We start from the raw sequence: 25,130 nt of genomic DNA, 5'->3' as shown, positions 1-25,130 counted from the left end.
TAGGTTGCGACGGGCGGCCGGCTGGCCGATGGTCCGGCGCGTCCCGCCGGAGGCCCGATGTTCGATTCGCCGTTCGATTTCCTGACGCTCGTCATCGCCGTCGTCGCGATCATTTTCACGCGCAAGGCGCTGGGCCAGATTGCGGTGCTGCAGCGCCGGCTGGACGCGATCGAGGCCGCAGGCGTGGCCGCCGCGCGGACGGCCGTGCCGCCGCCGCTGACGCCGCTCGAGGCGTTCGAACAGACCCTGCCGGCGGCGCCTCCCATCGCGCCGCCTCCGCTCCCAGAGGCAGCGGCGAGCGGGCCGGATGCGCATACAGAGGCAGCCGCGGACGCGACAAGCGCCGCCCCGCCGCCGTTGCCAGAACCGCCCGCCCCGCCGCCCCCGGCGCCCGGCTTCGAGGAGACGCTCGGCACGCGCTGGGTGGTGTGGATCGGCGGCCTGACGCTCGCGCTCGGCGGCTTCTTCATGGTGCGCTATTCGATCGAGGCCGGGCTGCTCGGCCCCGGCGTGCGCACGATGCTCGGCGGATTGTTTGCATTGGCGCTGCTCGGCGCCGGTGAGTGGACGCGGCGCAAGGAAAGCATCTCCAGCATCGCGGCACTGCCGGTCGCCAACATTCCGGCGATCCTCACCGCCGCCGGCACCGCAGTGGCGTTCGCCACCGTCTACGCCGCCTACGCGCTGTACGACTTCCTCGCGCCGGCAACCGCCTTCATCCTGCTCGGCATGGTCGCGCTCGGCACGCTCGCGGCCGCGCTGCTGCACGGGCCTGCGCTGGCCGGGCTCGGCATCGTCGGCGCCTTCGTCACTCCGATCCTGGTCTCATCCGACAAGCCGGACTTCTGGTCGCTCTACATTTATCTTGCGATCGTCACCGCAGCGGCGTTCGGCCTCGCGCGGATCCGGCTGTGGCGCTGGCTTGCGGTCACGACGATCGCCTTCGCGCTGTTGTGGACCTTCCCCTGCCTGCAATGCGGGCCGGAGATGATCGCGCCGCACGTCTTCCACGTCATCGCGGGCTTCGTGCTGGCGGCGCTGCTGGTGGTCTGCGGCTTCTTGTTCGGCCCCGACGGCGATGGCGAGGAGATCGAGCCGATCTCGTCCGGCTCGCTCGCGGCCTATCTGTTCGGCGCGATGCTGATCGTGCTCAACAGCGCGCATGCCGACAGCGCGATGATCGGCTTCGCGCTGCTGACGGCCGCGAGCCTCGTCGTGGCCTGGCGCGCCCCCGCCGCTGCCGGCGCGATCGCCGCCGCGTCCGCATTCGTCTTCGTCGTGTTCGGCGAGTGGGCCGTCCGCCGCAACGTCGACATGCTGGTGCTGCCGGGCGGTGCGATCCCGGGCATCGGCCCGTCCGCGACCGACGGCTCGGTCTCGCTGCATCTCGTCACCGCCGCGCTGTTCGCAGCCGCCTTCGGCATCGCCGGCTTCCTCGCGCAATTCCGTTTTGCCACCACGAGGATCACGGTGACCTGGGCCGCGGCAGCTGTGTTCACGCCGGTCGCGCTGCTGGTCGCACTCTATGCACGTATCGCGCATCTCGATCGCTCGATCCCGCTCGCGATCCTCGCCGTGCTGCTCGCAGCCGCCTACGCGGCCGCGACCGAAGCACTGAGCCGGCGCGGCGATCGGCCGGAGCTGTCGCCCTCGATCGCGCTGTCGGCCACCGGCGCCCTCGCCTCGCTGGCACTGGCGCTGACCTTCGCGCTCGACAAGGGCTGGCTCACCATCGCGCTGGCGCTGGTGTCGATGGGCACGGCGTGGCTGTCGGTGCAGCGGCCGATTCCGTTCCTGCGCTGGCTCGCCGCGATCCTGGCCGGCATCGTGGTGCTGCGCATCGGCTACGAGCCGCGGATCGCGGGCGATGCCGTCGGCACCACGCCGATCTTCAACTGGCTGCTGTGGGGCTATGGCGTCCCGGCGCTGTCCTTCTGGGCCGGAAGCCGTTTCCTGCGCCGCACTGGCGACGACGTCCCGCTGCGCATGGTCGAATCCGCCGCGATCCTGTTCACGGTGCTGCTCGCCTTCATGGAGATCCGTCATGCGGTCAATAGCGGCGACGTCTATCGCGACAGCGCCGGACTGACCGAGGTCGCGTTGCAGGTCGGCGTGACGCTCGCGATGGCGATCGGGCTGGAGCGGCTGCGGCTGCGCAGCGGCAGCATCGTCCACAATGTCGGCGCGGTGCTGCTGACCGCGTTCGCCGGTCTTGCCAGCCTGTTCGGGCTGCTGGGGCTGGAGAACCCGATGCTGTGGTGGCAGGATGTCGGCGGCAGCTTCATCAATCTGCTGCTGCTCGGCTATGCATTGCCGGCCGCGCTGGCGCTGCTGCTGTCCTACGCGGTGGCTGGGCATCGTCCCGCAAGCTACGCCAACACGATCGCCGCCGGCGCGCTGGTGCTTGCGCTCGCTTACGTCACGTTCGAAATCCGCAGGCTCTATCATGGACCGGTGCTGACGCGCGGTGAGACCACGGGTGCGGAGCAATACACCTATTCGATCGCCTGGCTGATGTTCGGCGTCGTGCTGCTCGGCATCGGCATCGTCGTCAACTCGCAGCGTGCGCGGCTCGCCTCCGCTGCCGTGATCGGGCTGACGATCCTGAAAGCGTTCCTGGTCGACATGTCGACGCTCACGGGAGTTTACCGCGCGCTGTCGTTCATGTGCCTTGGCATCGTGCTGGTCGCGATCGGCTGGCTGTATCAGCGGATCCTGTTCCGCAGGCGGGCCGCACCGCCGGTCCCGCAGGCTGAGGCTTGAAGTTTGTTGTCCTGAACGGCGAAAAGCCTCAGTCGACGGATTCGGCGACCAGCCGAATCCTGAACACGGGCTTGCGGCTCTCGTCGAGCAGCTCCATGTGCCATTCGCTGTCTTGCTTCATGTTGCGCGAAATGCTGCCAAGGAAATTACCGCAGACCTTGGTCATCTCGGCCCAGGCCACGTCACGGCTCTCGAACTCCGTCGCGTGGTCGGACGCACCAGCGTAATCGCCATCACTGATACGGAAAAAATATTGCGCCATATGACTACTCAAATCGGTGCCCTCGTCATCCCGCCTGTCGGCGAACGCTAAGGTATTGAGTAGCTATCAACGCACGGCGACCGCCATCCGTATGACTACGGCTTGGCGTTATTCCCGCTAGCGCGCAGATGCGACGTTAGTCGGTGGAACGGCGCAATTCCGGCGCGCTCTCGACCTTGGTGGGCTCGGCCTTGACCGGCTCGAGCTTCGCGCTTCCGACCTGCGGTGTCTCGACGCGCGACACTTCGGTCGGCGAGGCATCCGCTGATCGGGTGCGCGGGTGCAGCGAGCGCGGACGCGCCACCGCGCGTGCCATCAGCATTTGCTGGCCGCCCTGGTGATGGAAATCGCAGTAGGCGAAGCCCATGCCGGAGACCGAGCCGCGGAACGTGCGGTCGTCCTGCTTGTCGAGATTGAAGCAAGGTTCGAACGGAATGCCCTTCAGCGACGCGCACACGCTCTGACCGCGGATTTGCAGCGTATTGCCGGGCAGGCGCACGTGGCGGATAGGTCCGGAGCCGGAGAACTGGATCGAGCCTGTGGCGCCCAGATCATCGAGGATACGGCCGGCGCCGCGGGTGCCGTCGAAACAGGTGAAGGCGAACACCTTGCCGGCGACGAATTTGCGGGCCTCATCGGCGTTCATCGCGCCCGCGAATGCCGGCACGACCATCGCTCCGGCCGTGACGGCCCCCAACACCAAACGCGCAAGCATGAGCTACTCCACTTACGAGCGCGGGCACCCGCTCCTTGTTGAGCATGATCCCCGCGACCGACGCTTCTCGACGTCTGCGCGAGGAAACCCGGCCCCCCGGGATCATGCCGCAAGTCTCTTTACCCGCTGCTTACCATACCAACCGTGGCAACATTGGAGCAGCTTGGTTGGTAAAGTCTGAACGTCCTCAGACTATTTTTACCACGATGCGGCCGCGGACCTGGCCGCCGAGAATTTTCGCACCATACCCCATGACCTCGTCCAAGGCGATTTCATGAGTGATTTCAGTGAGTTTTGCCTTATCCAGATCGCTGGCAAGGCGGCGCCAAGCAGTCCTGCGGAGCTCGATCGGGCACATCACGGAATCGATGCCGAGAAGGCACACACCCCGCAAAATGAAGGGCGCGACTGACGACGGCAGGTCCATGCCGGCCGCCAGGCCGCAGGCCGCGATGGCACCGCCATACCTGGTCATCGAAAGCAGATTGGCGAGCGTGGTCGACCCGACGCTGTCGACGCCGCCGGCCCAGCGCTCCTTGGCAAGCGCCTTGGGGGCACCCGACAGCTCGGCGCGGTCGATCACCTCGGTGGCACCGAGACCTTTGAGATAGTCGGCTTCCGACATCCGCCCGGTCGAGGCGATGACGTGGTAGCCGAGCTTCGAGAGCACGGCGATCGCGACCGAGCCGACGCCGCCGGCGGCGCCCGTCACCACCACCGGGCCGCTCTTCGGCGTCAGACCATGCTTCTCCAGCGCCAGCACCGAGAGCATCGCGGTATAGCCGGCGGTGCCCACCGCCATCGCGTCACGGGCCGAAATGCCGTCCGGCAGCCGCACCAGCCAGTCGCCCTTGACGCGGGCCTTTTCCGCATAGGCGCCGAGATGGGTCTCGCCCATGCCCCAGCCGTTGCAGACGACCTTGTCGCCCGCCTTCCAGTCAGGATGGCTGGATTGTTCGACGGTACCGGCGAAATCGATGCCGGCGATCATCGGGAAACGGCGCACCACCGGCGCCTTGCCGGTCAGCGCCAGGCCGTCCTTGTAGTTCAGCGTCGACCATTCGACGCGGACGGTGACATCGCCGTCCATCAATTCCGCGTCGTCGAATTGGGTCAGTGCGGCGGTGGTACCCTTGTCCGCCTTGTCGATCCTGATTGCCTTGAACGTTGCCACGATGAGCACTCCCCGTAATTCTGGTTTCGGGGAGTGTTTAACCCATCAGGCAGGCTGCGCAACCGGGCGCACGACCGGCTTTTCGACGATCGGCAGGTTGATCAGCGCCGACAGCACGCCGAACAGCACCGACAGCCACCAGATCGGCGTGTAGGAACCATATTGCTCGAACACGACACCGCCGAGCCAGACCCCGAGGAAGCCGCCCACCTGATGGCTGACGAAGGCGAAGCCATAGAGGGTGGAGAACCAGCGGGTGCCGAACATCAGTGCGACCAGCGCCGAGGTCGGCGGCACGCTCGACAGCCACAGCAGCCCCGAGACCGCGCCGAATGCAATCGCAGAGAACGGCGTCACCGGGAACGAGATGAAGGCGACGGTCGCCAGCGCGCGCGAAAAGTAGATCACCGAGAGGAGGTAGCGCTTCGGAAAGAAGTTCTGCAGCCAGCCGACGCTGAGAGAGCCGACGATGTTGAACAGGCCGATCGCCGCAACCACCCAGCCGCCGGTGGTCGCCGGAATGCCGCGGTCGGCCAGATAGGCCGGCAGATGGATGGTGATGAAGGCAAGCTGGAAGCCGCAGGTGAAGAAACCGAGCACCAGCAGCACATAGGAGCGATGGCCGAAAGCTTCGGCGAGCGCGGTCTTGAACGACTGCTGGTCGGCGGCCGGCTCGTTGGCGGTCGCGGCGGGTGGCGTCGCAAGCGCGAGCGAGAGCGGAACGATCAACAGCATCAGCGCGCTGAACACGACGAGCGCGGTCTGCCAGCCGAAATTGTCGATCATCGCAACGCCGAACGGCGCGAACAGGAACTGGCCGAACGAGCCGGCGGCGGTGCCGGCACCGAGCGCGATGCCGCGCTTCTCGGGCGGCAACAGCTTGCTGAACGCCGCCAGCACCAGATTGAACGATGAGCCCGACAGGCCGAAACCGATCAGCACGCCGGCGCTGATGTCGAGCGACAATGAGGTGGTCGAGTAACGCATCAGCAGCAGGCCGGCGGCGTACAGCAACGCGCCGACGATCATGACGCGCAGCAGGCCGAAACGGTCGGCAATGGCGCCTGCGATCGGCTGGCCGAGCCCCCACAACAGGTTCTGCAGCGCGATGGCAAGGCCGAACACGTCGCGGCCCCAGGCGAATTCGCGGCCCATCGGCTGCACGAAAAAGCCGAGGCTGGAGCGCGGGCCGAAACTCAGCAGCGCGATCGCACAGCCGCAGACGATGATGACGAGCGGCGTGCGCCAGGTGCCGGACGTCGGTCGAAGATCCCCGGTGGTAACGGCCATCTTGTCTTCCCCCGCAACTGCTGCGGGGGAACCGCCCCGCGAAACATGACGCGGAGTTAATGCATCTGCATGAAAACCCCAAGAGGTGGCGGAGAAAAATATTCGCTCGCAAGGCAGCTCTGCAGAATCCGAGAGGATGACGAGCGTCATTCCGGGGCATGGCCCTGCGGACCTCCTTCCCCCTGAAAGGGGGAAGGTCGGGATGGGGGGCAGCCACACGCACCGCTACGCGTGGAGAGACCAGATCCCCACCCGCGTTGCTCTGACGAGCAAAGCGACCTCCCCTTTTCAAGGGGAGGTTAGGTTGGCGCCTATCGCTTGGCGCTGGCCTGCTCGGCCGAGCTCTGGGCGGCTTCGGCGAGTTGCGCCGAGATCTTGGCGGTCTCGGCCGGATTGCCCCAGCTCGGCGCGTCGCTGCCGTCGCCCCAGGCGCGCGGGCGATAGAAGGTGTGGACGCCGAACTTGTACGTCTTCTTCATTTCACTGACCCAGGACGGCCGCACCCAATAGGCGTGGTAGTGGGTCGAGCGATCGACTTCCGGCAGCCACAATTTGCCGTCGAGGATCGCCTTCGAGATCTTCTTGGCGCGGTCCCACATGTCGGGCTCGCGGACCACGTCTGGGATGTTGTCGCAGGCGAAGGTGAACTGACAGGCGTAGTGGCGGTTCTTGTTCTGGTAGACCACGCCGCACACCGTCTCCGGATATTTGCCGGAGAAAGCGCGGTTCAGCACCACCTGCGCGACCGCGATTTGCCCCCGCACCGCTTCGCCGCGCGCTTCGAAATAGACCGCCTCGGCGAGGCACTTCTCCGACCTGGCGCGCGATTTCTCGTCGAACAGGCCGAGCCGTTCCGCCGGCGTCTTGGTGTGCTGGTCGTCGGCGTTGACCTCACCTTTCGGCGCGATGCTCTCGCCCATCTCACCGGCCTTGACCGGGCCGTCGGCATCGACCGGCAGTGACGCCATTACCTTCAGGTCGGGATCGGGCTGCGCTGCCGGCGCAACCACGACCGGCGCCTCGCCGGGCTGCCAGCGCTCGAGATTCTCGGGCGTGCCGAGCGACGAGCCGAAGAACAGGCTGGCGGTCTTGAATGCAAACGGGTCGCGCGCATGCGTTGCGTCGGCAGGCGGCGCAGCGGCAGGCTTTGCGGGCACAGGTTTCAGATCATCGAGCGGGCTGGCCTCGAGCGACATCGACACGTCGTATTGCTGCGGCGACGGCTTCACATATTGCGGCAGTGGCGGCGCACGCAGCGCCTCCTGCAATTCGGGATCGAGCGGCGCGTTGTCGGCCGGCGCGGTCGCGGTCTTCATGCCCTTGACCGACGAATTCGATGTCGCGGGATCCTCGTTCGCCGGAGCCGTGTTCACGGGCTGTGCAGGATCGACCTGGTCAGGCCGTCCGACGACGAGACGATCGCCCTTCAGGGTGCGATCGACCTTGGGAAAGTCGGATGCCTGGTAGCGCGGCGGCGGTGCCGCGATCGGATTGCGCGTCACCGCGCCGGTGATGTCGGCGCTCGGACTGTCCAGCCGTGCGAGCAGGATTTGCGGATCCTGTGGCGCCGATGTTCCGATCGGACGACCGAAGCTGTAGGTCGCGACCTGGATGGAGCCGACCGCGGAGGCGAAGACACGCTTCTGCCAGCGCTCGGCGACGCCGGGCTGCCGGGCCAAAAGCGACGCAATATCCTGATATCCGAGCTCGGTCGGCATCAGTGCGAAGATGCCAAGACCGAGACCGAAGAGCGCAAGACGTGCGCCCTTCGGCTGGTTACGCGACACAAACATCGTACGCTCACGCAACGCTTACTGAGTGCAATCGAACGCGGTACATCCGCGCAATTCGACCTTTCTCGTTGCTAACTTGTTTAGGTTGCCGCGGAGTTAATCGGCGTTGCACGCGCGCTACACTCAAGCGATCGCACGTGCGACGCGCGCTGCATCACGCGTCTTGGTAAATGCGCGGCGCATGAAAGTCGTAAACATCGGGTCAACGAGGATGGTGAACAAAGTGTTGCAGACGGTGACCGCCAATGCACCGTCATTGCGAGCGAAGCGAAGCAATCCATCGCACCGCACATGCGGGTCGATGGATTGCTTCGTCGCTATCGCTCCTCGCAATGACGGTGCTTGCCAGGTGCAGCGACAAACAAAATGGCCGGGACTTGGTCCCGGCCATTGCACTCTCTGAGCCGACTGATCGCTCACGCCTGGCTGGCGATCTCCTTGCCGAGCGCGGCCTGCGCCGCTGCGAGGCGCGCGATCGGCACGCGATAGGGCGAGCAGGAGACGTAATCGAGCCCGACCTCGTGGCAGAACGCGACCGACGCGGGATCGCCGCCATGCTCGCCGCAAATGCCGACCTTGAGGTTCGGCCGTGTCTTGCGGCCCCGCGTCACGCCGATCCTGACCAGCTCGCCGACGCCATCGCGATCGACCGAGATGAACGGATCGATCTCGAGAATGCCCTTGGCGACGTAGGTGCCGAGGAAGCTCGCGGCGTCGTCGCGGCTGATGCCGTAGGTCGTCTGCGTCAGGTCGTTGGTGCCGAAGGAGAAGAACTCCGCGGTATGTGCGATCTCGCCCGCCATCAGGCAGGCGCGCGGCAGCTCGATCATGGTGCCGACCTGGTAGGTCAGCTTGACGCCGGTTTCCTTCATCACCGCGTTGGCGGTCGCATCGATCCGCGCCTTGACCAGATCGAACTCGGCCTTGGTCGCGATCAGCGGCACCATCACCTCGAGTCCAACAGGCTTGCCGGTGCGCTTGCCGGCTTCGACGGCCGCCTCGAAGATCGCGCGCGCCTGCATCTCGGCGATCTCGGGATAGGCGATCGCGAGACGGCAGCCGCGGAAGCCGAGCATCGGGTTGAACTCGGACAGTTCGCGGGCGCGGTCGGCGAGCTTGCGCGGATCGGTGTTCATGGCGCGCGCCACTTCCTCGATCTCGGCCTGGGTGTGCGGCAGGAACTCGTGCAGCGGCGGATCGAGCAGGCGGATCGTGACGGGCAGGCCCTTCATGATCTCGAACAGTTCGACGAAGTCGGCGCGCTGCATCGGCAGCAGCTTCGACAGCGCGGCGCGGCGCGACTGCTCGTCCTCGGAGAGGATCATCTCGCGCACGGTGCGGATGCGGGTCTCCTCGAAGAACATGTGCTCGGTGCGGCAGAGGCCGATGCCTTCGGCGCCGAACTTCACCGCGGTGCGCGCATCGTCGGGGGTGTCGCCGTTGACGCGGACGCCGAGCTTGCGGACCTCGTCGGCCCAGCCCATCAGCGTGCCGAACTCGCCGGACAGCTCCGGCTCGATCATCGGCATGCGGCCGGCCAGCACCTGCCCGACCGAGCCATCGATGGTGATGACGTCGCCGGTCTTGAAGGTGCGCGAGCCGATGCTCATGGTGCCGCGGCCGTAGTCGACACGAATGGTGCCGCAGCCGGAGACGCAGGGCTTGCCCATGCCGCGCGCGACCACCGCAGCATGCGACGTCATGCCACCGCGGGTGGTCAGGATGCCTTCCGCGGCGTGCATGCCGTGGATGTCTTCCGGGCTGGTCTCGATGCGGACCAAAATCACCTTACGTCCGTCGGCCTGCAGCTTGGCCGCTTCATCCGACGAGAACACGATCTCGCCGGAGGCAGCGCCAGGCGACGCCGGCAGGCCGGTCGCGATCACGTCGCGCTTGGCGGCGGGATCGATGGTCGGGTGCAGCAGCTGGTCCAGCGAGGCCGGATCGATCCGCGTCACCGCGTCCTTGCGCGAGATCAGGCCTTCATTGGCAAGCTCGACCGCGATGCGCAGCGCCGCCTTCGCGGTGCGCTTGCCGCCGCGGGTCTGCAGCATCCACAACTTACCCTGCTCGACCGTGAACTCCATGTCCTGCATGTCGCGGTAGTGCTTCTCGAGCAGCGTGTAGATCCGCGTCAGCTCCTTGAACGCGGCCGGCATCGCGGCTTCCATCGACAGCTTGTCGGAGCCGGATTCCTGGCGCGCCTCCTCGGTGATGTCCTGCGGCGTGCGGATGCCGGCGACGACGTCCTCGCCCTGCGCGTTGATCAGGAACTCGCCGTACAGCTTGCTCTCGCCGGTCGAGGGGTTGCGCGTGAACGCGACACCGGTCGCCGAGGTCTCGCCCATGTTGCCGAACACCATCGCCTGCACGTTGACCGCGGTGCCCCAGGATTCCGGGATGTCGTGCAGCTTGCGGTAAGTCACCGCGCGCGCGTTCATCCAGGAAGAGAACACGGCACCGATCGCGCCCCACAGCTGGTCGTGCGGATCCTGCGGGAAGTCGTGGCCGGTCTCCTTGGCGACCGCCTCCTTGTACTTGCCGACCAGCTCGACCCAGTCGTCGCCGGTGAGGTCGGTGTCGAGCGAATAGCCCTGGCCGTCCTTGAAGGTGTCGAGGATGTCCTCGAAGTGATGATGCTCGAAGCCGAGCACCACGTCCGAATACATCGTGATGAAGCGTCGATAGCTGTCATAGGCGAAGCGGCGGTCGCCGGAGAGTTCGGCAAGCGCTTCGACCGTGCGGTCGTTGAGGCCGAGATTGAGCACGGTGTCCATCATGCCCGGCATCGAGGCGCGCGCACCCGAGCGGACCGAGACCAGCAGCGGGTTCTTGGCGTCGCCGAAGGTCTTGCCGGTCAGCTTGCCGACATAGTCGAGCGCCTTCTCAACCTGTGCCTTCAATTCCCTCGGATACGTCTTGTCGTGGTCGTAGAAGTAGGTGCAGACCGAGGTCGGAATGGTGAAGCCGGGAGGCACCGGCAGGCCGAGATTGGCCATTTCCGCGAGATTGGCGCCCTTGCCGCCGAGCAGATCGCGCAAGGTCGCTTGGCCCTCGGCCTTGCCGTCACCGAACGTATAGACCCACTTGCCGGCCTTGATCGCTGGCGGGGCCGCTTTTTTCGCAGCGGTGACGGCCTTCGCCGGCGCCTTGCTGGCGGGCTTTGCAGCCGGCTTCGCGGTCGATTTGGCGGCGGGCTTCGGCGCCGGCTTCGGGGCGCTCTTCTTCAGCGCCTTGCGCGCCGGCGCGGCCTTCCGGGCCGGTGCCGAGGACTTTGATTTCGCTGCGGTTTTCTCGGCAGTTTTCTTGGACTTCGCGACGGCTTTGGCCATGTCAGACAACAATCCGAAAAGAGGGGTCGAAGATGCGCGCCTTACACCATTTTGGGGGGTTCCGCGCAAGCCGCGAAACCCCGCTTTCCCGCTAGAGGTGCAGCCAGCGCAGCAGGCCCATCCCCACGAGCCCGACGAAGATCAGGTAGATCGCGACGATGTAGTTGAGCAGCCGCGGCATGATCAGGATCAGGATGCCTGCAATCAGGGCGACAATGTGCGGCAAATGCCCAGCGGTGATGACCATTGAAGAGTTTCTCCGGCGGTTTTTTGGAGGAGCGAATCGAGCGGCAGTTTATCCGCTGCGGGGGTTTCCACATCAAGACGTCCGTCACCGCCTGAGAGTTCCCGCAACTCACGAAAATTGCTCCAAAATGCCGCGTATGTGGCGGCGGTTTTTCCGGAACATCAGCACACCGGATGCATTGGCTCGCCGTGCGCATCGGCGAAGGCCGGCGCGCGCGTCAGACGAATGGAGCGAGCCATGCGAAACAGAATACTTGCCGTTGCAGCGGTTGCTGCTGCGATCACGGTGCCGGCTGTTGCCGCACAGGCCCAGACCGTCGGCATTGTCCGCGGTGGCCCGCCGGTTGCAGTCGAGGATGACGAGGGCATTGCGATCGAGCAGCGCCCTGCATTCCGCGAATACATCGTGCGCGAGCGCGTGCCGAACTACACCGTTCCGGATCGTGTCGTGGTCGGCACCGTGTTGCCGGACGCCGGCGTGACCTACTATGACGTGCCGCAACGGTTCGGCGCGACGCCCTATCGGTACACCGTCGTGAATGGCGAGACCGTGCTGGTCGAGCCGCGTTCGCGACGGATCGTTCAGGTGGTCGACTAGCTCGACGTCAGCACGATCGCCTGAACGAACAGTCCGGGCGCCGCGCAAGCGGATGTGCGCGCAGATCGACCGGACCAGAAAGCCCCGCCCGGCCTCCCCTCCGGGCGGGGCTCTTCTGTTCAAAAGCATGATGAGATTGGGTTGACCTGGAGCGGCGTCGACAGTTCACCTCTCCCTTTGGGAGAGGTCGATTTGCGCAGCAAATCGGGTGAGGGGTTACGGTCTGTCGAGAGAAGCAAGAGCCCTCACCCGGATTGCACCGGTCGATGCTTCGCATCGCCGAGAGCAATCCGACCTCTCCCCGACGGGGAGAGGTGAACCGAAAGCGCGGCAAGCCGATTCAACCAAAACTCTTCCCGCTTCAGTCGCACCGAATTACGATTTCAGGATCGAGAGCAGCGTCGAGGTCGACTTGTAGCTCTTGATCGCAGCGTCCTGGAAATCCTGCGTCCAGTTGGCCGCCTGGCGTTCCTCCGCGCTCATCGAGGAATATTGCTTGAGGATGCCGAGGCTGAACTGGCGCGGATCGCCGGCGGACTGGCTCTGCTTCAGCGCATCGAGCACGGCAAGACGGGTCCGCGTGTTGAGTTCCTGCTTGGCCGCGAAGATCTCCTCGCCCGAAAACTTCTTGTCCTGGTTCAGCGAGATCGCCGACAGCGAGCGGTTGTCGAGCGAGGACAGGTCGGCGAGCTGCCCGGTCTTGCGGTGGGAATCGTAAACCAGTTCCTTGCCGCTCTTCGCCGCCTCGCTCTTCTGCCGATCGAGGAAGGCGCGCGCATCGCTCGCCACGCTGCCGAAATCGCGCGGCTTACCCGTCGCGGGAGACGTGGTTCCCGCCAGCGCGGCCGCGATCGGGTCGCCTGAAATTCCCGCGGGCGCCTTGTTCGGATCCTGCTGCGTCGCCTGGTAGCCTTTCAGCACCGCGGCGCGCTGGCTGGCCCAGGTCGCGGTCGCCTTCTCTTCGTCGCTGGCGCCGTCGAGATAATCGAGCGCCGACTTGTAGCTGACGCTGTAGTCGCCGGTCAGGCGGGTGGTCGCAAGCGACGGCGCCAAGGCCTTATCGAAGCGCTGCTTCAGTTCGGTGGCGGCGACCGCCTGCTCGTCCGGCGTGAACTTGCCGCCATTGTTGGTCGAGATCGCAAACAACGAGCGGCGATCCAGTGTCGAGAGATCGATGGTGGTCTTGCCGTCGACGATCGGCTTCTTCACCCCGGCGACCGTGTAGAGCCGGTCGAGCGTGACGCGCGCGTCGTTGGTGACGGTCGCAAAATCCGGCAGCGGCGCCTTGGCGAGCTGCGCCCGGGCGGCGTCCGACAGCGTGAGGTTGGTTGCAGCGCTCGATGCCGAGGACGCCGACAGGTCGCCGGCGCTGCCGTCGCCTGACAAGGTCGCCGCCAGCGAGGGCGTCGCTGCGGCCCGCGCATAGGCCGAACCGTATTGGGCGTAGGGATTGGGCGTGGTGCCGATCGAGGTCATCGGGCAGGTCCCTGCATTGGCGCGAGGGGCGATTTCTTAAGAAATCGTTGACTCGCCAGGACCTTCGCAGGGCATGGTTAACAAACAGCAAATTGTGTCTAAATATTTCCAAGAATGGGATCAGCTGCGCTTCCGCGCCACGATGCGGTGAATGACCTTGCCGGATGAGGCGCTGACGACTTCCGCATCGAGCAGCAGTTCGGCCGCCGCCAGTTCGGTCCGCACCAGCGCGGTATCAAACGCTGCATAGAGCCGACCATGCGCATCGCGCGCATCGTCGCCGGCGGTCACGCGCCAGCTCAGATAGAAGATACCGCCGGGCTTCACGAGTTCGAACATGCGGCGCACCGACGGCGCGATCAGCGCGGGATCGAGATGCATGATCACGGTCTCGCACAGCACATTGTCGAAGCTGTTGGCGGCGATGCCGGATAGCTCGGGCAGTTCGGCGCGGGTGAAGCGCAGCGTCGGGTAGCGGGCACGAGCTTCCGTGAGCAGACCCTCGGAGGCGTCAAAGCCTTCGGCCGGGAAGCCATTGGCATTCAGCCACGCCACCTCGCGGCCGCTGCCGCAGCCGATATCGGCTGTTACGCCGCCCTTGATGAAGAAACGCGTGACGATGTCCTGCAGATCGACCGGGGCCGGCTGCTCGTGCCAGTCCTGCGCAAACGCCGCCGCATCCTTGTCGTAAGCGGCGAGCGTCGCGCGGTCCATCGGTCAGCCCTCGATCCGGGAGAAATCCGCCACCGCACGCGTCGCGGCGCGGATCTCGTTGAGCAGCTTCAGGCGGTTCTCGCGCACATCAGGGTCATCGTCGTTGACCTTGACCTTGTCGAAGAACGCGTCGACCGCCGGACGCAACTTGGCCATCGCGCTCATCGCGGCGGCGAAGTCTTCCCTGGCGACGGCGGCGGAGGCCTCGGCCTTCACCTGGTCGATCGCCTTGGCCAGCGTCTTCTCTTCGTCGAGCTTGTACAGCGCGGCATCGGGAGCGCCGTCGAAAGTGCGCTTGTCCCGCTTTTCCTCGATCGCGAGGATGTTGCTCGCGCGTTTTGTCCCGGCGAGCAGGTTCTTGCCGTCGTCGCTGTCGAGGAATTTGCCCAGCGCCTCGACGCGGCGGACGACGAGCAGGAGATCGTCCTGGCCGCCAAGCGAGAACACGGCATCGACGAGATCGTGACGCGCGCCCTGATCGCGGAGCTGGACCTTCAGGCGGTCGGCGAAGAAGGCGAGCAGATCGTTCGGCAGTGTTTCCGCATCAGTCTTGACCGAGAGCCCAAGCAACGCGGATTTGGCCGCCTTCAGGATCGGCAGGCGCAACGTGTTCTCGACGATCAACCTGATCGCGCCCAGCGCTGCGCGGCGCAGCGCGTAGGGATCCTTCGATCCGGTCGGCTTCTCATCGATCGCCCAGAACCCCGCCAGCGTGTCCAGCTTGTCCGCCAGCGCCACCGCGACGCTGACCGGATCGGTCGGCACCCGATCCGTCGGTCCCTGCGGCTTCCAATGTTCCTCGCTCGCGGCGGCGACGGATGCATCCTCGCCCTGCGCCAGCGCGTAATACTTGCCCATCAGGCCCTGCAACTCGGGAAACTCGCCGACGACTTCAGTCAGCAAATCCGCTTTCGCCAGGCGCGCGGCGCGCCTGGTCTTCTCGACATCGGCGCCGACCAGCGGCGCGATCTCGGCGGCGAGCCGCTCGATCCGTTTGATGCGCTCCGCCTGTGTCCCGAGTTTCTCGTGGAACACGATCTGCTCGAACTTCGGCAGCCGGTCTTCCAGCTTGGTCTTCAGGTCGGTCTCGTAGAAGAACTTCGCGTCCGACAGCCGCGGCCGGATCACGCGCTCATTGCCGGCGGCGATGGTCTTGCCGCCGTCGGGCGCCTCGATGTTGGCGGTCAGCACGAACTTGTTGGTCAATTTCCCGGTCTTGGGATCCCTGACCACGAAGCACTTCTGGTTGTTGCGGATGGTGGCGCGGATCACTTCGTCCGGGATCGACAAAAATTCCTTCTCGAACGATCCCATCATCACGACCGGCCATTCGACGAGGCCGGAGACCTCGTCGAGCAGCACCTGGTCCTCGACCAATTCGAGGCCCTGCGCGAACGCCAGTTCCTTGGCGTCCTCGAGGATGATGTCCTTGCGGGCCTGCGGATCGAGGATGACTTTGGCGGCCTTCAGCTTGGCCTCGTAATCCTCGAAGCGGCGCACGCTGATCGCGCCCGGCGCCATGAAGCGGTGGCCATAGGTGGTCTGTCCGGCGTCGATGCCGTCGACCGCGAACTTGACGATATCGGGCTCCTCGGTCTCCAGACCGAAGGTCGCGGTGATGGCGTGCAGCGGCCGCACCCAGGTCAGCGAACCCGATTTGGCCGAGCGCGCGCCCCAGCGCATCGATTTCGGCCAGGGGAAGGTGCGGATGATGACCGGCAGGATTTCGGCGATCACGTCGATCGCAGCGCTGCCCGGCTTTTCGATCAGCGCGATGTAGAAGTCGCCCTTCGCATCTTTCTGGATCTTTGCTTCATCCAGCGACTTGAGACCGGTCGCTTTCAGAAAACCCTGCACCGCCGCGTCAGGGGCGCCGATCTTCGGGCCGCGGCGTTCGGTCTTCAGGTCGGGCTGGCGCGCCGGAATGCCGTGCACGGTGAGTGCCAAGCGGCGCGGGGTCGCGAACGCCTTGGCGCCTTCATAGACGAGGCCCTCGGCGACCAGTCTGTCGGTCACCATGCGGCGCAGATCGTCCGCCGCCTTGGCCTGCATGCGCGCGGGGATTTCTTCGGAGAACAGTTCGAGGAGGAGATCCGGCATCAGACCGCCCTGCCCGTTTCGGTGTGGATCCATGCCTCGCCGCAGGCCTTCGCCAGATCGCGCACGCGCGCGATATAGCTTTGCCGCTCCGTCACCGAGATGACGCCGCGGGCGTCGAGCAGGTTGAACACGTGGCTCGCCTTGATGCACTGGTCGTAGGCCGGCAAGGCCATCAGATGTTCCTTCGAATTGCTTCCCTCGCGCCAGCCGGCGGCGAGGTATTTGCGGCAGGCCTCTTCAGCCATCCTGAACTGCTCGAACAGCATCGCGGTGTCGGCGTACTCGAAATTGTGCCGCGAATATTCCTGCTCGGCCTGCAGGAAGACGTCGCCATAGGTGACCTTCTCGGCGCCCTCGCGGCCGTTGAAGTTAAGATCGTAGACGCGGTCGACGCCCTGCACATACATCGCGAGCCGCTCAAGCCCGTAGGTGAGCTCGCCCGCGACCGGCGCGCATTCGACGCCGGCGACCTGCTGAAAGTAGGTGAACTGGCTGACTTCCATGCCATCGCACCAGCATTCCCAACCGAGACCCCAGGCGCCCAGCGTCGGGCTCTCCCAATCGTCCTCGACGAAGCGGATGTCGTGGACGGCGGCATCGATGCCGATCGCGGCCAGCGACTTCAAGTACAGGTCCTGAAGGTTCGGCGGCGACGGCTTCATGATCACCTGGAACTGGTAGTAGTGCTGCAGGCGGTTGGGGTTTTCGCCGTAGCGGCCGTCCTTGGGCCGCCGCGAGGGCTGCACATAGGCCGCGTTCCAGGGCTTTGGCCCCAGTGCGCGCAGCGTGGTCGCGGGATGGAAGGTGCCGGCGCCCATTTCCATGTCGTAGGGCTGCAGGATGACGCACCCCTGCTCGGCCCAGAATCGCTGGAGAGCCAGGATGAAGCCCTGGAACGAACGTTCCGGGCGCATGTGGTCAGGCAAGGCGTCCATCGTCAGTACAGGTCTCGCGAGGGGGTTTTGAAGCGCGCGGGACCGTATCGGCGGCAGCCAATGGAATCAAGGCGATGCCGGAAATCCGGCACCGCCAATTTGCGGGACTTAAAGCCTGCTAGCCCGGGCGGTAGGCCCCGGTCACGGGGTCGCGGCGCAGGGTCTTGATTTCGCTCGCGCGCGTGGCCTCGGCCACGCGGGACAATCGCGCCTCTTCCAGTTCCTGGTTGATCCGGACGGCCGTCTTGTATGCCCAGCGGACCACGGCCAGGCCACCCAGGACGCCTGCGAATGCAATCAGCGGCGGCATCGGTCGATCCTTGTCGTTCACGTCTTTCAGGCCCCCAATGGAAGGTATTCTCGCGCAAGGCGGCCTGCGCCGCAATCGCGGTTTTGGGGCTAAATGGCGCGCTCAAATCCCCGTGTTCAGAGCCCGAATCGGGCCCAAATCGCCCTGGTTTCCACCGCCGAGATCAGGTCGTCCGGCAAGCTTGCCAGCCCGTCCAGCGCCGCCATCGAGCCCGCCCCCGGCGCCCGCCGGCCGAGCAGGCCGGACAGCATGCCGCTCGCAGGCGCGATCACCGGGGTCAGCACCTTCTCGCCATAGCGGGCCCGCAGCGTCGCGCGCAGGTCGCCGATGCCATCGGCAAGCCCGAGCCCGATCGCGGTCTCGCCCGCCCAGTATTCGCCGGTGAACAACTCATCGTCAGGTCTCTTCAGGCGGCTGCCGCGGCTCTGCTTCACCAGCGCGATGAAGATCGCATGGATCTCGCGCTGGATCGCTTTCAGCCGGGCGACGTCGTCGGGGTTCTCGGGAAGGAACGGATCCAGCATCGCCTTGTGCGCGCCCGCCGTATAGAGCCGCCGCTCGACCCCGATCTTCTTGATCAGCCCCTCGAGGCCGAAGCTGCCGCCGACCACGCCGATCGAACCCAGGATCGAGGACGGGTCGCAATAGATCTCGTCGCCCGAACAGGCGATCATGTAGCCGCCGGAAGCCGCGACGTCCTCGACGAACACCAGCACCGGCAGCTTCTTCTCGGCGGCCAGTTGCCGGATGCGCAGATAGATCTGCCGCGACTGCACCGGCGAGCCGCCCGGCGAATTGATCACCAGCGCTACCGCCTTGGCATTCCGCGTGCCAAAGGCGCGCTCTAGCATCTTGGCGACGCCGGCGAGCGTCATGCCGGGCCGCAGCGGCGTCACCGCGCCGATCACGCCCGACAGCCGCACCACCGGCACGACAGCCATGCCGCGCCTGAATCGCGCCGGGAGCATTCCCTGCGCGCGATCGAGCCATCCCGAACGTCCTCCAGAATGCGCTCCGGAATGCCCTTGGCGATCACTAATTTGTTCACTCATGCCGTTACCTCGAATTAACCACTTTTTATCACGCCAGTGTCATTGGATTTCGTGGAACGCGTTTTGCATTTTGTCATTGGGGTTGCAACGCGCGGGCGGAGAGGAAACCATGAAGATCTACCTGCTGATTTTGCTGATCGGTACGCTCCTCACGGCGATCCACTTCACATCCAGGCCTGAACGCCAGTCGGAAACGGCCCCGCAGTGATTTAGTGCCAGTACGACGCGGGCAGAATCCCTGCCCGTCAGCGCCGCGCCAGCGGCAATTCCCCTTTCCCAGCCAAGATCTCCAGCACCCATTTATTGGGCACACCTGACTCTTCATTGAGCAGCAGCGCGGCATGCAGCCGCGTCGGCGCCCGGCCGCCCTTGGTGGCCCGCACCAGGATTCGGATCGCCGGCGAGGCCGCCTCGCCATGAACCGGCAGGATCTCGAGGCTGCCAAAGCCGCGGTCGAGCGCGGCCAGCACCTCGGCAATTCCGTCGGCCCGCCAGATCAGCGCAAGCTGCCCGTTCGACTTGAGGATCCGCCGCGCCACGTGAACCCAGCTAGCCAGCGTGGTCGCGGTCGCGACATGGGCGCGCTGCCGCACGCCGTCCGGCGAGGCGCGGTGCCTTGAGGGATCGTTGAACGGCGGGTTCATCAGCACGACGTCGGCGCTGTCGGGCGAGAGGCCGAAATCATCGAAAGCGGAGGCGCCAGCCTCGACATCGAGCAAGATCACTTCGGCCATGATCGCGTTGGCGCTGGCGTTATTCCGGGCCAGCTCGGCCAATGCCGGGTCGATTTCGACCAGAACCAGATCGATCCCGCTGACCCGCCGCGCCACCGCGAGCCCGGCGGCGCCGACGCCGGAGCCGAGATCGACGACGCGGTCGCCTGATCGGGCCGGCGTCGCCGCGGCCAGCAGGATCGCGTCATGGCCGGCGCGGTGGCCGCTGCGCGGCTGCCGCAGCCGCAATTGCCCACCGAGGAATCCGTCTTCGGTGATCTCAGCGGCCGGAGACTGGTTTTTTGACGCGTTTTCTTCACGCGAACCCGGGCCAGTTTCGCTTGAAAACGCTCTACTCATCGGCCCGCAATTCGTGGCCCAGGCCGGCATCGGTCAGCAGCTGGCGGGCCTCGTGGTTGTCGTCCTCGTGCACCAGGATCCGCCGCGGCAGCACGCCGAGCGAGCCCTCGATGATGCTCATGTTCTGGTCCAGCACCAGATGATGAATGTTAGCGCTGTCGAGCAGCGCGCCGACGGCGGAGACCAGCACCACGTCATTGGTCCGTACCAATTCCCGCAAGATCCACTCTCCTCTCCGCCCGGCTGTGCGGCCAATGCGTCACATGTCAACAACTTCGTGGCCTTGCCGCTGCACCGCGCAGTTTCTATTGTTATAGCTGAGGATAGTGCGAATTCGGCAAAATTGGAGACCAGCGTGGCGGTTATTGTACCCTTCGAAAGCCCGTCCAATGCTTCGATCGACGGGCTGGTGGGACTTGTCGCCGCTGACATGGAGCGCGTCAACGCGACCATCCTTTCGCGGACCGGCTCGGAGGTCACCATGATCCCCGAGGTCGCCAATCATCTGATCTCCTCCGGCGGCAAGCGGCTGCGCCCGATGCTGACCCTGGCGATGGCCCAGCTCGCCGACTACACAGGCGACGGCCACATCAAGCTCGCCGCCGCGGTCGAGTTCATGCACACCGCGACCCTGCTGCACGACGACGTGGTCGACGAGAGCGAGCTGCGCCGCGGCAAATTGTCCGCGCGGATGCTGTGGGGCAACGAGGCCAGCGTGCTGGTCGGCGACTTCCTGCTCGGCCAGGCGTTCCGGATGATGGTCGAGGTCGGCTCGCTGCGCGCGCTCGACATTCTCTCCGCGGCCGCCGCCACCATCGCCGAAGGCGAGGTGATGCAGCTCGCCGCCGCCAAGAACACCGCGACGACCGAGGACGAGTATCTCGCCGTGATCCGCGGCAAGACCGCGGAGCTGTTCGCCGCGGCCTGCGAGGTCGGTCCCGTGATCGCCAACCGCCCGAAGGCCGAGCAGACCGCCTGCCGCTCGGTCGGCATGAATCTCGGCATCGCGTTCCAGCTCGTCGACGACGTGCTCGACTATGGCGGCAAATCCGCAAAACTCGGCAAGAATGTCGGCGACGATTTCCGCGAGGGCAAGATCACGCTGCCGGTGGTGCTCGCCTTCCGCCGCGGCAACGACACCGAGCGCCAGTTCTGGGTTCGCGCACTGGAGCGCGGCGAGATCGGCGCGGCCGATCTCGATCACGCGATCGGGCTGATGACCAAGCACCGCGCGCTGGAGGACACCATCAGCCGCGCCCAGCACTACGGCGCAATGGCGGTCGACGCGCTGGCGCTGTTCCCGTCCTCGCCGATGAAGACGGCGCTGGAACAGGTCGTCGCGTTCTGCCTCGCAAGATCGCATTGATCCAGGCACTTTCGAGCACCAAAGACGGTGTCGTCCTGGCGAACGCCAGGACCCATAGCCACCGAATTTGATTGTAAAGGAGATCGTGGCCCCGGCGTCGCGCAACAATTGCCATTTGGGGTAATGGGTCCTGGCTTTCGCCAGGACGACGCTGAGGATGGCTCTCGATTCAACCCGTCAAACAGCATGCTCGGTGTCATCACCCGCGCATGCGCATGCGGGTGATCCAGCATTCCAGAGACGGCTGTGCTTGAGCCGAGGGGCCGCGGCGTACTGGATCGCCCGGTCGCATTGAGCTCGCCACGCCCATAGTGTCGTCCCGGCGCAGGCCGGGACCCATAACCACAGGGTTGAGTTGTTGAAGAAGGTTGTGGCCACGGCGTCGCTCAACGATGAGCATTGGTGGCTATGGGTCCCGGCCTTCGCCGGGACGACGGCGAGTTCGTGGCGTCGCCTGTGAATCACACACATCGGTAGCGCTCGAAGTCCAGCGCGCCCGCGACCCTCAGCTACAGGTCCTGCACGCAGTCGAGCACGGCGTTGAACACGGCTCTGGGAACACGCACCCGCTCATCGCGATCAAGCGCCTTGAGTTCATCGACGTGAGCATCGGGCTCACGACTGACGATTGCCAGCCGGTCGAAGAAGGCGAGGTCGAGTTCGCTGTCCTGCATGCGCATGGCGCCCCAAACGTCCCACGGCAGCATCTCGCGATTGTTCAGCGCGCAGATGTCGCGGACAAGATTGCCCGCAATGAACCAAAGTCCGTGCATGTCGAGGATGCCGAAGGCGTAGGGATCACGGCTCCCGGCGCGGCAGAGCGACCAGGCATCGCCGGCGACCAGGAACTGGTCTCGCGGCACATCGGCCGCATCGAACCCGATCCCGAACAGCTCACGCTGGCGATCGTCGATCTGGGAATCGAACAATACCCAGCATTTCCGTTCTTCGTTCCAGTATTCCGTCACCCAATGGTCGAGGTATCTTCCCGCTTCGAAATAGGCGCCGAACCCGCAACGGGCACGCGCCGGAATGCCCTGCGTGCGCAACATCGCCACATGAAGCAGCGTGAAGTGCCTGCAGACAGCGACCTGCCGCTCGTTGACGCCACGCGCCACGGCAAGCGGCCGCGCATCGCGCGTCACGATTTCATCCAGCATCGTCTCGACGGCGCGGACCTGCGATTGCGCTTGCCGCTCGCCGCCGAGCGTGACCCCATAGGCCGGGGCGATGTGCTGATGGATCAGCAGACCCTGCACCATCGTCGCAAGCGCGCCGGCGCCCCGCGGCAGGCCATCGAATAAAGCGGCGTGACGCCCCGGATCGCTCATGGCAACCGGTCTTTCGTATCTGTCGATGTTCATCTGAAGGGTCTCCCGCACGTCTCGCCTCCCGCGCAACCACCACACCGGCCGCTACTCCTCGACCGGCACCCAGATCTCGAGCCCGCCGTTGCCGCTGTTCTTGTCGAACTTCTCGTCGTAGCGCTCGAAGTTCGGCGCGTCCGCGACCTTCATTCCGGATTGCGGCAGCCAGCGATTCCAGATCGTGTTGACGGTGCGGCGAATGGTCGAGATGTGGTCGGCGTGGGTGAAGACCACGTATTTCTGCGCGGGGATCCGGACCCGCGCGAACTCGCGCGGCAGGTCGGAGAAATCGGCGACCTCGACACCTGCGATGTAGTCGAAATTGCCGGCATCGTCGCCGTTGCAGCAGACACCATAGGCAACGTCACCGACCTGGCGGGGAATGTGCGCGCATTGCTGGTGGAAGCCATGCCACTGGTTCGGGATGCCGGCCGTGCTGTCATTGGCGTGGTTGTAGCGCTCGCCGACCCCGGCGACGAGAAAGGCCTTGCCGGTCGCGATGCGCGGCGGATCGATGTGATCGAGAGCGGTCGAGATCATGGTGATCGGCTCCTGAAGCTTGAGCTTGGTCAGACACGTCGTCGCGCGCACCGTCTCCGGCGTGACGCCGAAATGGTCGCGAAACGCACGGGTGAATGCCTCGTGGGAGCCGTAATCCGCATCCAGCGCCAGCGTGAGAATGTCGGGCGCACCGGCCGCGAGCTCGCGCGCGGCCTCGCTCAACCGCCGCGCCCGCACATAGCGCATCACCGAAAACCCGGTCGCCTCCGCGAACGCCCGCACCAGATGGAAGCGCGAGACCCCGGCAACGACCGCGATATCATCGAGCGTCAGCGACGTGCGCAGGTGGCTTTCGATGTACCAGAGCGCCTTTTGGGCTGGATTCATGGACGACGGCCTTCCTGCAAAGCTCGGGCATCATGCGCGGCCGCGGTGCGCGGCGTTTGACAATCCTTGCTGCGCGGCGGCGAAAAAACTGTGGTTCCGCTCTGCGAAATATTACTGCAAAGCCGTCGCTGGCAACACCGCTGCAATCGTGCATACTCGCAGTTGCATCGATCCGACGGCTCACCAAGCTGCCCGAAAATCAAGACTGCACGAGCCGCGGCCAGCATGTCAGGGAGAACAATGATGCACCACCACCGCCTGAGCTATGTCAACTGCGTCAAGTCTGCGGCGCTTGCGGGGCTTTTGACGATCGCCGTCGCCAGCGCAGCCAACGCCCAGAAGAAATACGATCCGGGCGCGACCGACACCGAGATCAAGGTCGGCAACATCATGCCCTATTCGGGTCCGGCATCCGCCTACGCCACGATCGGCAAGACGGAAGCGGCCTATTTCAACAAGGTCAACAGCGAGGGCGGCATCAACGGCCGCAAGATCAACTTCGTCTCCTACGACGACGGCTACAGCCCGCCGAAGATGGTCGAGCAGGCCCGCAAGCTGGTCGAGAGCGACGAGGTGCTGTTGATCTTCAACCCGCTGGGTACGCCGGGCAACACTGCGATCCAGAAATACATGAACGCCAAGAAGGTGCCGCAGCTGTTCGTCTCCACCGGCGCCGCCAAGTGGAACGATCCGAAGAACTCTCCGTGGACCATGGGCTGGCAGCCGAGCTACCAGGTCGAGGCGCGCATCTATGCCAAATTCATCCTGCAGAAATATCCCGGCAAGACCATCGGCGTGCTCTACCAGAACGACGATTTCGGCAAGGACTATCTGATCGGCCTGCATGAGGGGCTCGGCGATGCGGCCAAGAAACTGATCGTCGTCGAATCCTCCTACGAGACCACGTCGCCGACCGTGGATTCGCAGATCGTGCAGATCAAGGGCGCCAACCCCGACATCTTCGTCAACATCGCGACGCCGAAATTCGCGGCGCAGGCGATCAAGAAGGCCGCCGAGCTCGATTGGCATCCGGTCCAGTTCCTGACCAACGTCTCCGTCTCGATCGGCGGCGTGATGAAGCCGGCCGGCTATGAGGCGAGCCAGGACATCCTGTCGACCCAATATCTGAAGGATCCCGCGGATCACGAGTGGAAGAACGATCCAGCCATGAACGAGTGGCGCGCGTTCATGACCAAGTGGTATCCCGAGGGCGACCAGAACGACGCCTCGACCGTGTTCGGCTACGGCGTCGCCAAGGGGCTCGAGCAGGTGCTGCGGCAATGCGGCGACAACCTCACCCGCGAGAACCTGATGAAGCAGGCGGCCAGCCTCAATTTCGAGATCGGCATCTATCTGCCCGGCACCAAGATCAAGACCGGGCCGGACGACTACGCACCGATCGAGCAGTTGCAGATGATGCGCTTCAAGGGCGAGAGCTGGGAACGGTTTGGCCCCATCATGAGCGGCGAGAAGAGTTCGTAGCAGCCTTCTCCACAGCTTCGGAGTTCGTGATGCCCGGCGCCGCGCCGGGCATCCACGTCTTCGACACGATTCACGAGCAAGACTTGTCACGAGCAACACTTGCCACAAACAAGACTTGCCACAAGCAAGAGCTGCGATGGCTGGAACCCAGGCGAGCCGAAGCAACATCGTCCAGGCTGCCGCGTCCGGCCCTC

21 protein-coding genes are annotated in these 25,130 nt (G+C 65.2%); 4 read left to right on the top strand and 17 right to left on the bottom strand.

Features of this window, described 5'->3' with window-relative positions:
- Positions 1–57 precede the first annotated feature (57 nt).
- Positions 58–2,763: a DUF2339 domain-containing protein gene (locus AC066Y_RS05825; RefSeq protein WP_478273038.1), complete on the top strand. Its 2,706-nt coding sequence runs from the start codon at positions 58–60 to the stop codon at positions 2,761–2,763.
- A 28-nt stretch (positions 2,764–2,791) separates the two neighbouring features.
- Here the strand turns inward: AC066Y_RS05825 and AC066Y_RS05820 are convergent, their stop codons facing one another.
- The 7 genes from AC066Y_RS05820 to AC066Y_RS05790 form a co-directional block, all read right to left on the bottom strand.
- Positions 2,792–3,025 carry a DUF6894 family protein gene (locus tag AC066Y_RS05820; RefSeq protein WP_050403167.1) on the bottom strand — a complete coding sequence of 78 codons (234 nt, stop codon included), beginning with the start codon at positions 3,023–3,025 and terminating at the stop codon, positions 2,792–2,794.
- A gap of 136 nt (positions 3,026–3,161) precedes the next feature.
- Positions 3,162–3,740 carry a hypothetical protein gene (locus AC066Y_RS05815; RefSeq protein ID WP_478273037.1) on the bottom strand — a complete coding sequence of 193 codons (579 nt, stop codon included), beginning with the start codon at positions 3,738–3,740 and terminating at the stop codon, positions 3,162–3,164.
- Between the two features lie 187 nt (positions 3,741–3,927).
- Positions 3,928–4,914 (bottom strand): acrylyl-CoA reductase (NADPH), encoded by a 987-nt coding sequence (acuI, locus tag AC066Y_RS05810; RefSeq protein WP_478273036.1) that lies wholly within the window; start codon positions 4,912–4,914, stop codon positions 3,928–3,930.
- Between the two features lie 45 nt (positions 4,915–4,959).
- On the bottom strand, positions 4,960–6,204 hold the full coding sequence (locus AC066Y_RS05805) for an MFS transporter (protein WP_478273035.1): 1,245 nt from the start codon (positions 6,202–6,204) through the stop codon (positions 4,960–4,962).
- 311 nt (positions 6,205–6,515) lie between these two features.
- On the bottom strand, positions 6,516–7,997 hold the full coding sequence (locus AC066Y_RS05800; RefSeq protein WP_478273034.1) for a cell wall hydrolase: 1,482 nt from the start codon (positions 7,995–7,997) through the stop codon (positions 6,516–6,518).
- A gap of 416 nt (positions 7,998–8,413) precedes the next feature.
- Entirely contained in the window at positions 8,414–11,329 is a 2,916-nt protein-coding gene (ppdK, locus tag AC066Y_RS05795; RefSeq protein ID WP_478273033.1) for a pyruvate, phosphate dikinase, read from the bottom strand.
- A 91-nt stretch (positions 11,330–11,420) separates the two neighbouring features.
- Positions 11,421–11,576, bottom strand: coding sequence for a DUF3096 domain-containing protein (locus tag AC066Y_RS05790; RefSeq protein WP_084518327.1), 156 nt, complete (start codon positions 11,574–11,576; stop codon positions 11,421–11,423).
- A 237-nt stretch (positions 11,577–11,813) separates the two neighbouring features.
- Between AC066Y_RS05790 and AC066Y_RS05785 the strand changes: the two genes are divergently transcribed.
- Positions 11,814–12,173 carry a DUF1236 domain-containing protein gene (locus AC066Y_RS05785; RefSeq protein WP_456761581.1) on the top strand — a complete coding sequence of 120 codons (360 nt, stop codon included), beginning with the start codon at positions 11,814–11,816 and terminating at the stop codon, positions 12,171–12,173.
- Positions 12,174–12,548: 375 nt separating this feature from the next.
- Here the strand turns inward: AC066Y_RS05785 and AC066Y_RS05780 are convergent, their stop codons facing one another.
- From AC066Y_RS05780 to AC066Y_RS05745, 8 genes are all read right to left on the bottom strand, one after another.
- Positions 12,549–13,649 (bottom strand): hypothetical protein, encoded by a 1,101-nt coding sequence (locus tag AC066Y_RS05780; RefSeq protein WP_478273032.1) that lies wholly within the window; start codon positions 13,647–13,649, stop codon positions 12,549–12,551.
- 120 nt (positions 13,650–13,769) lie between these two features.
- On the bottom strand, positions 13,770–14,363 hold the full coding sequence (locus AC066Y_RS05775) for a class I SAM-dependent methyltransferase (protein ID WP_478273031.1): 594 nt from the start codon (positions 14,361–14,363) through the stop codon (positions 13,770–13,772).
- Between the two features lie 3 nt (positions 14,364–14,366).
- Positions 14,367–16,463, bottom strand: coding sequence for a glycine--tRNA ligase subunit beta (gene glyS, locus AC066Y_RS05770; protein ID WP_478273030.1), 2,097 nt, complete (start codon positions 16,461–16,463; stop codon positions 14,367–14,369).
- The gene (locus AC066Y_RS05765; RefSeq protein WP_173638094.1) at positions 16,463–17,398 is read right to left on the bottom strand and encodes a glycine--tRNA ligase subunit alpha; all 936 of its coding nucleotides are present in this window, start codon (positions 17,396–17,398) and stop codon (positions 16,463–16,465) included. The genes glyS and AC066Y_RS05765 overlap by 1 nt, the downstream gene beginning before the upstream one ends.
- A 118-nt stretch (positions 17,399–17,516) precedes the next feature.
- Positions 17,517–17,708, bottom strand: coding sequence for a hypothetical protein (locus AC066Y_RS05760; protein ID WP_420971832.1), 192 nt, complete (start codon positions 17,706–17,708; stop codon positions 17,517–17,519).
- A 116-nt stretch (positions 17,709–17,824) separates the two neighbouring features.
- Positions 17,825–18,760, bottom strand: coding sequence for a S49 family peptidase (locus AC066Y_RS05755; protein WP_478273029.1), 936 nt, complete (start codon positions 18,758–18,760; stop codon positions 17,825–17,827).
- A 245-nt stretch (positions 18,761–19,005) separates the two neighbouring features.
- Entirely contained in the window at positions 19,006–19,722 is a 717-nt protein-coding gene (locus AC066Y_RS05750) for a tRNA1(Val) (adenine(37)-N6)-methyltransferase (RefSeq protein WP_478273028.1), read from the bottom strand.
- A 103-nt stretch (positions 19,723–19,825) separates the two neighbouring features.
- Entirely contained in the window at positions 19,826–20,053 is a 228-nt protein-coding gene (locus AC066Y_RS05745) for a putative signal transducing protein (protein WP_173638095.1), read from the bottom strand.
- Positions 20,054–20,188: 135 nt separating this feature from the next.
- On the opposite strand from AC066Y_RS05745, the gene AC066Y_RS05740 reads away from it, so the two are divergent.
- The gene (locus AC066Y_RS05740; protein ID WP_092125951.1) at positions 20,189–21,199 is read left to right on the top strand and encodes a polyprenyl synthetase family protein; all 1,011 of its coding nucleotides are present in this window, start codon (positions 20,189–20,191) and stop codon (positions 21,197–21,199) included.
- A 509-nt stretch (positions 21,200–21,708) separates the two neighbouring features.
- Here AC066Y_RS05740 and AC066Y_RS05735 read toward each other — a convergent pair.
- Both AC066Y_RS05735 and AC066Y_RS05730 read right to left on the bottom strand, forming a co-directional pair.
- Positions 21,709–22,563, bottom strand: coding sequence for a transglutaminase-like domain-containing protein (locus AC066Y_RS05735; protein ID WP_478273027.1), 855 nt, complete (start codon positions 22,561–22,563; stop codon positions 21,709–21,711).
- 51 nt (positions 22,564–22,614) lie between these two features.
- Entirely contained in the window at positions 22,615–23,454 is an 840-nt protein-coding gene (locus tag AC066Y_RS05730) for an AraC family transcriptional regulator (RefSeq protein WP_342712491.1), read from the bottom strand.
- Positions 23,455–23,694: 240 nt separating this feature from the next.
- Between AC066Y_RS05730 and AC066Y_RS05725 the strand changes: the two genes are divergently transcribed.
- Positions 23,695–24,936, top strand: coding sequence for an ABC transporter substrate-binding protein (locus AC066Y_RS05725; RefSeq protein ID WP_478273026.1), 1,242 nt, complete (start codon positions 23,695–23,697; stop codon positions 24,934–24,936).
- Positions 24,937–25,130 lie beyond the last annotated feature (194 nt).

This window comes from Bradyrhizobium sp. USDA3010 (genome assembly GCF_056429065.1).
This window is presented reverse-complemented; position numbering and strand designations above follow the sequence as displayed.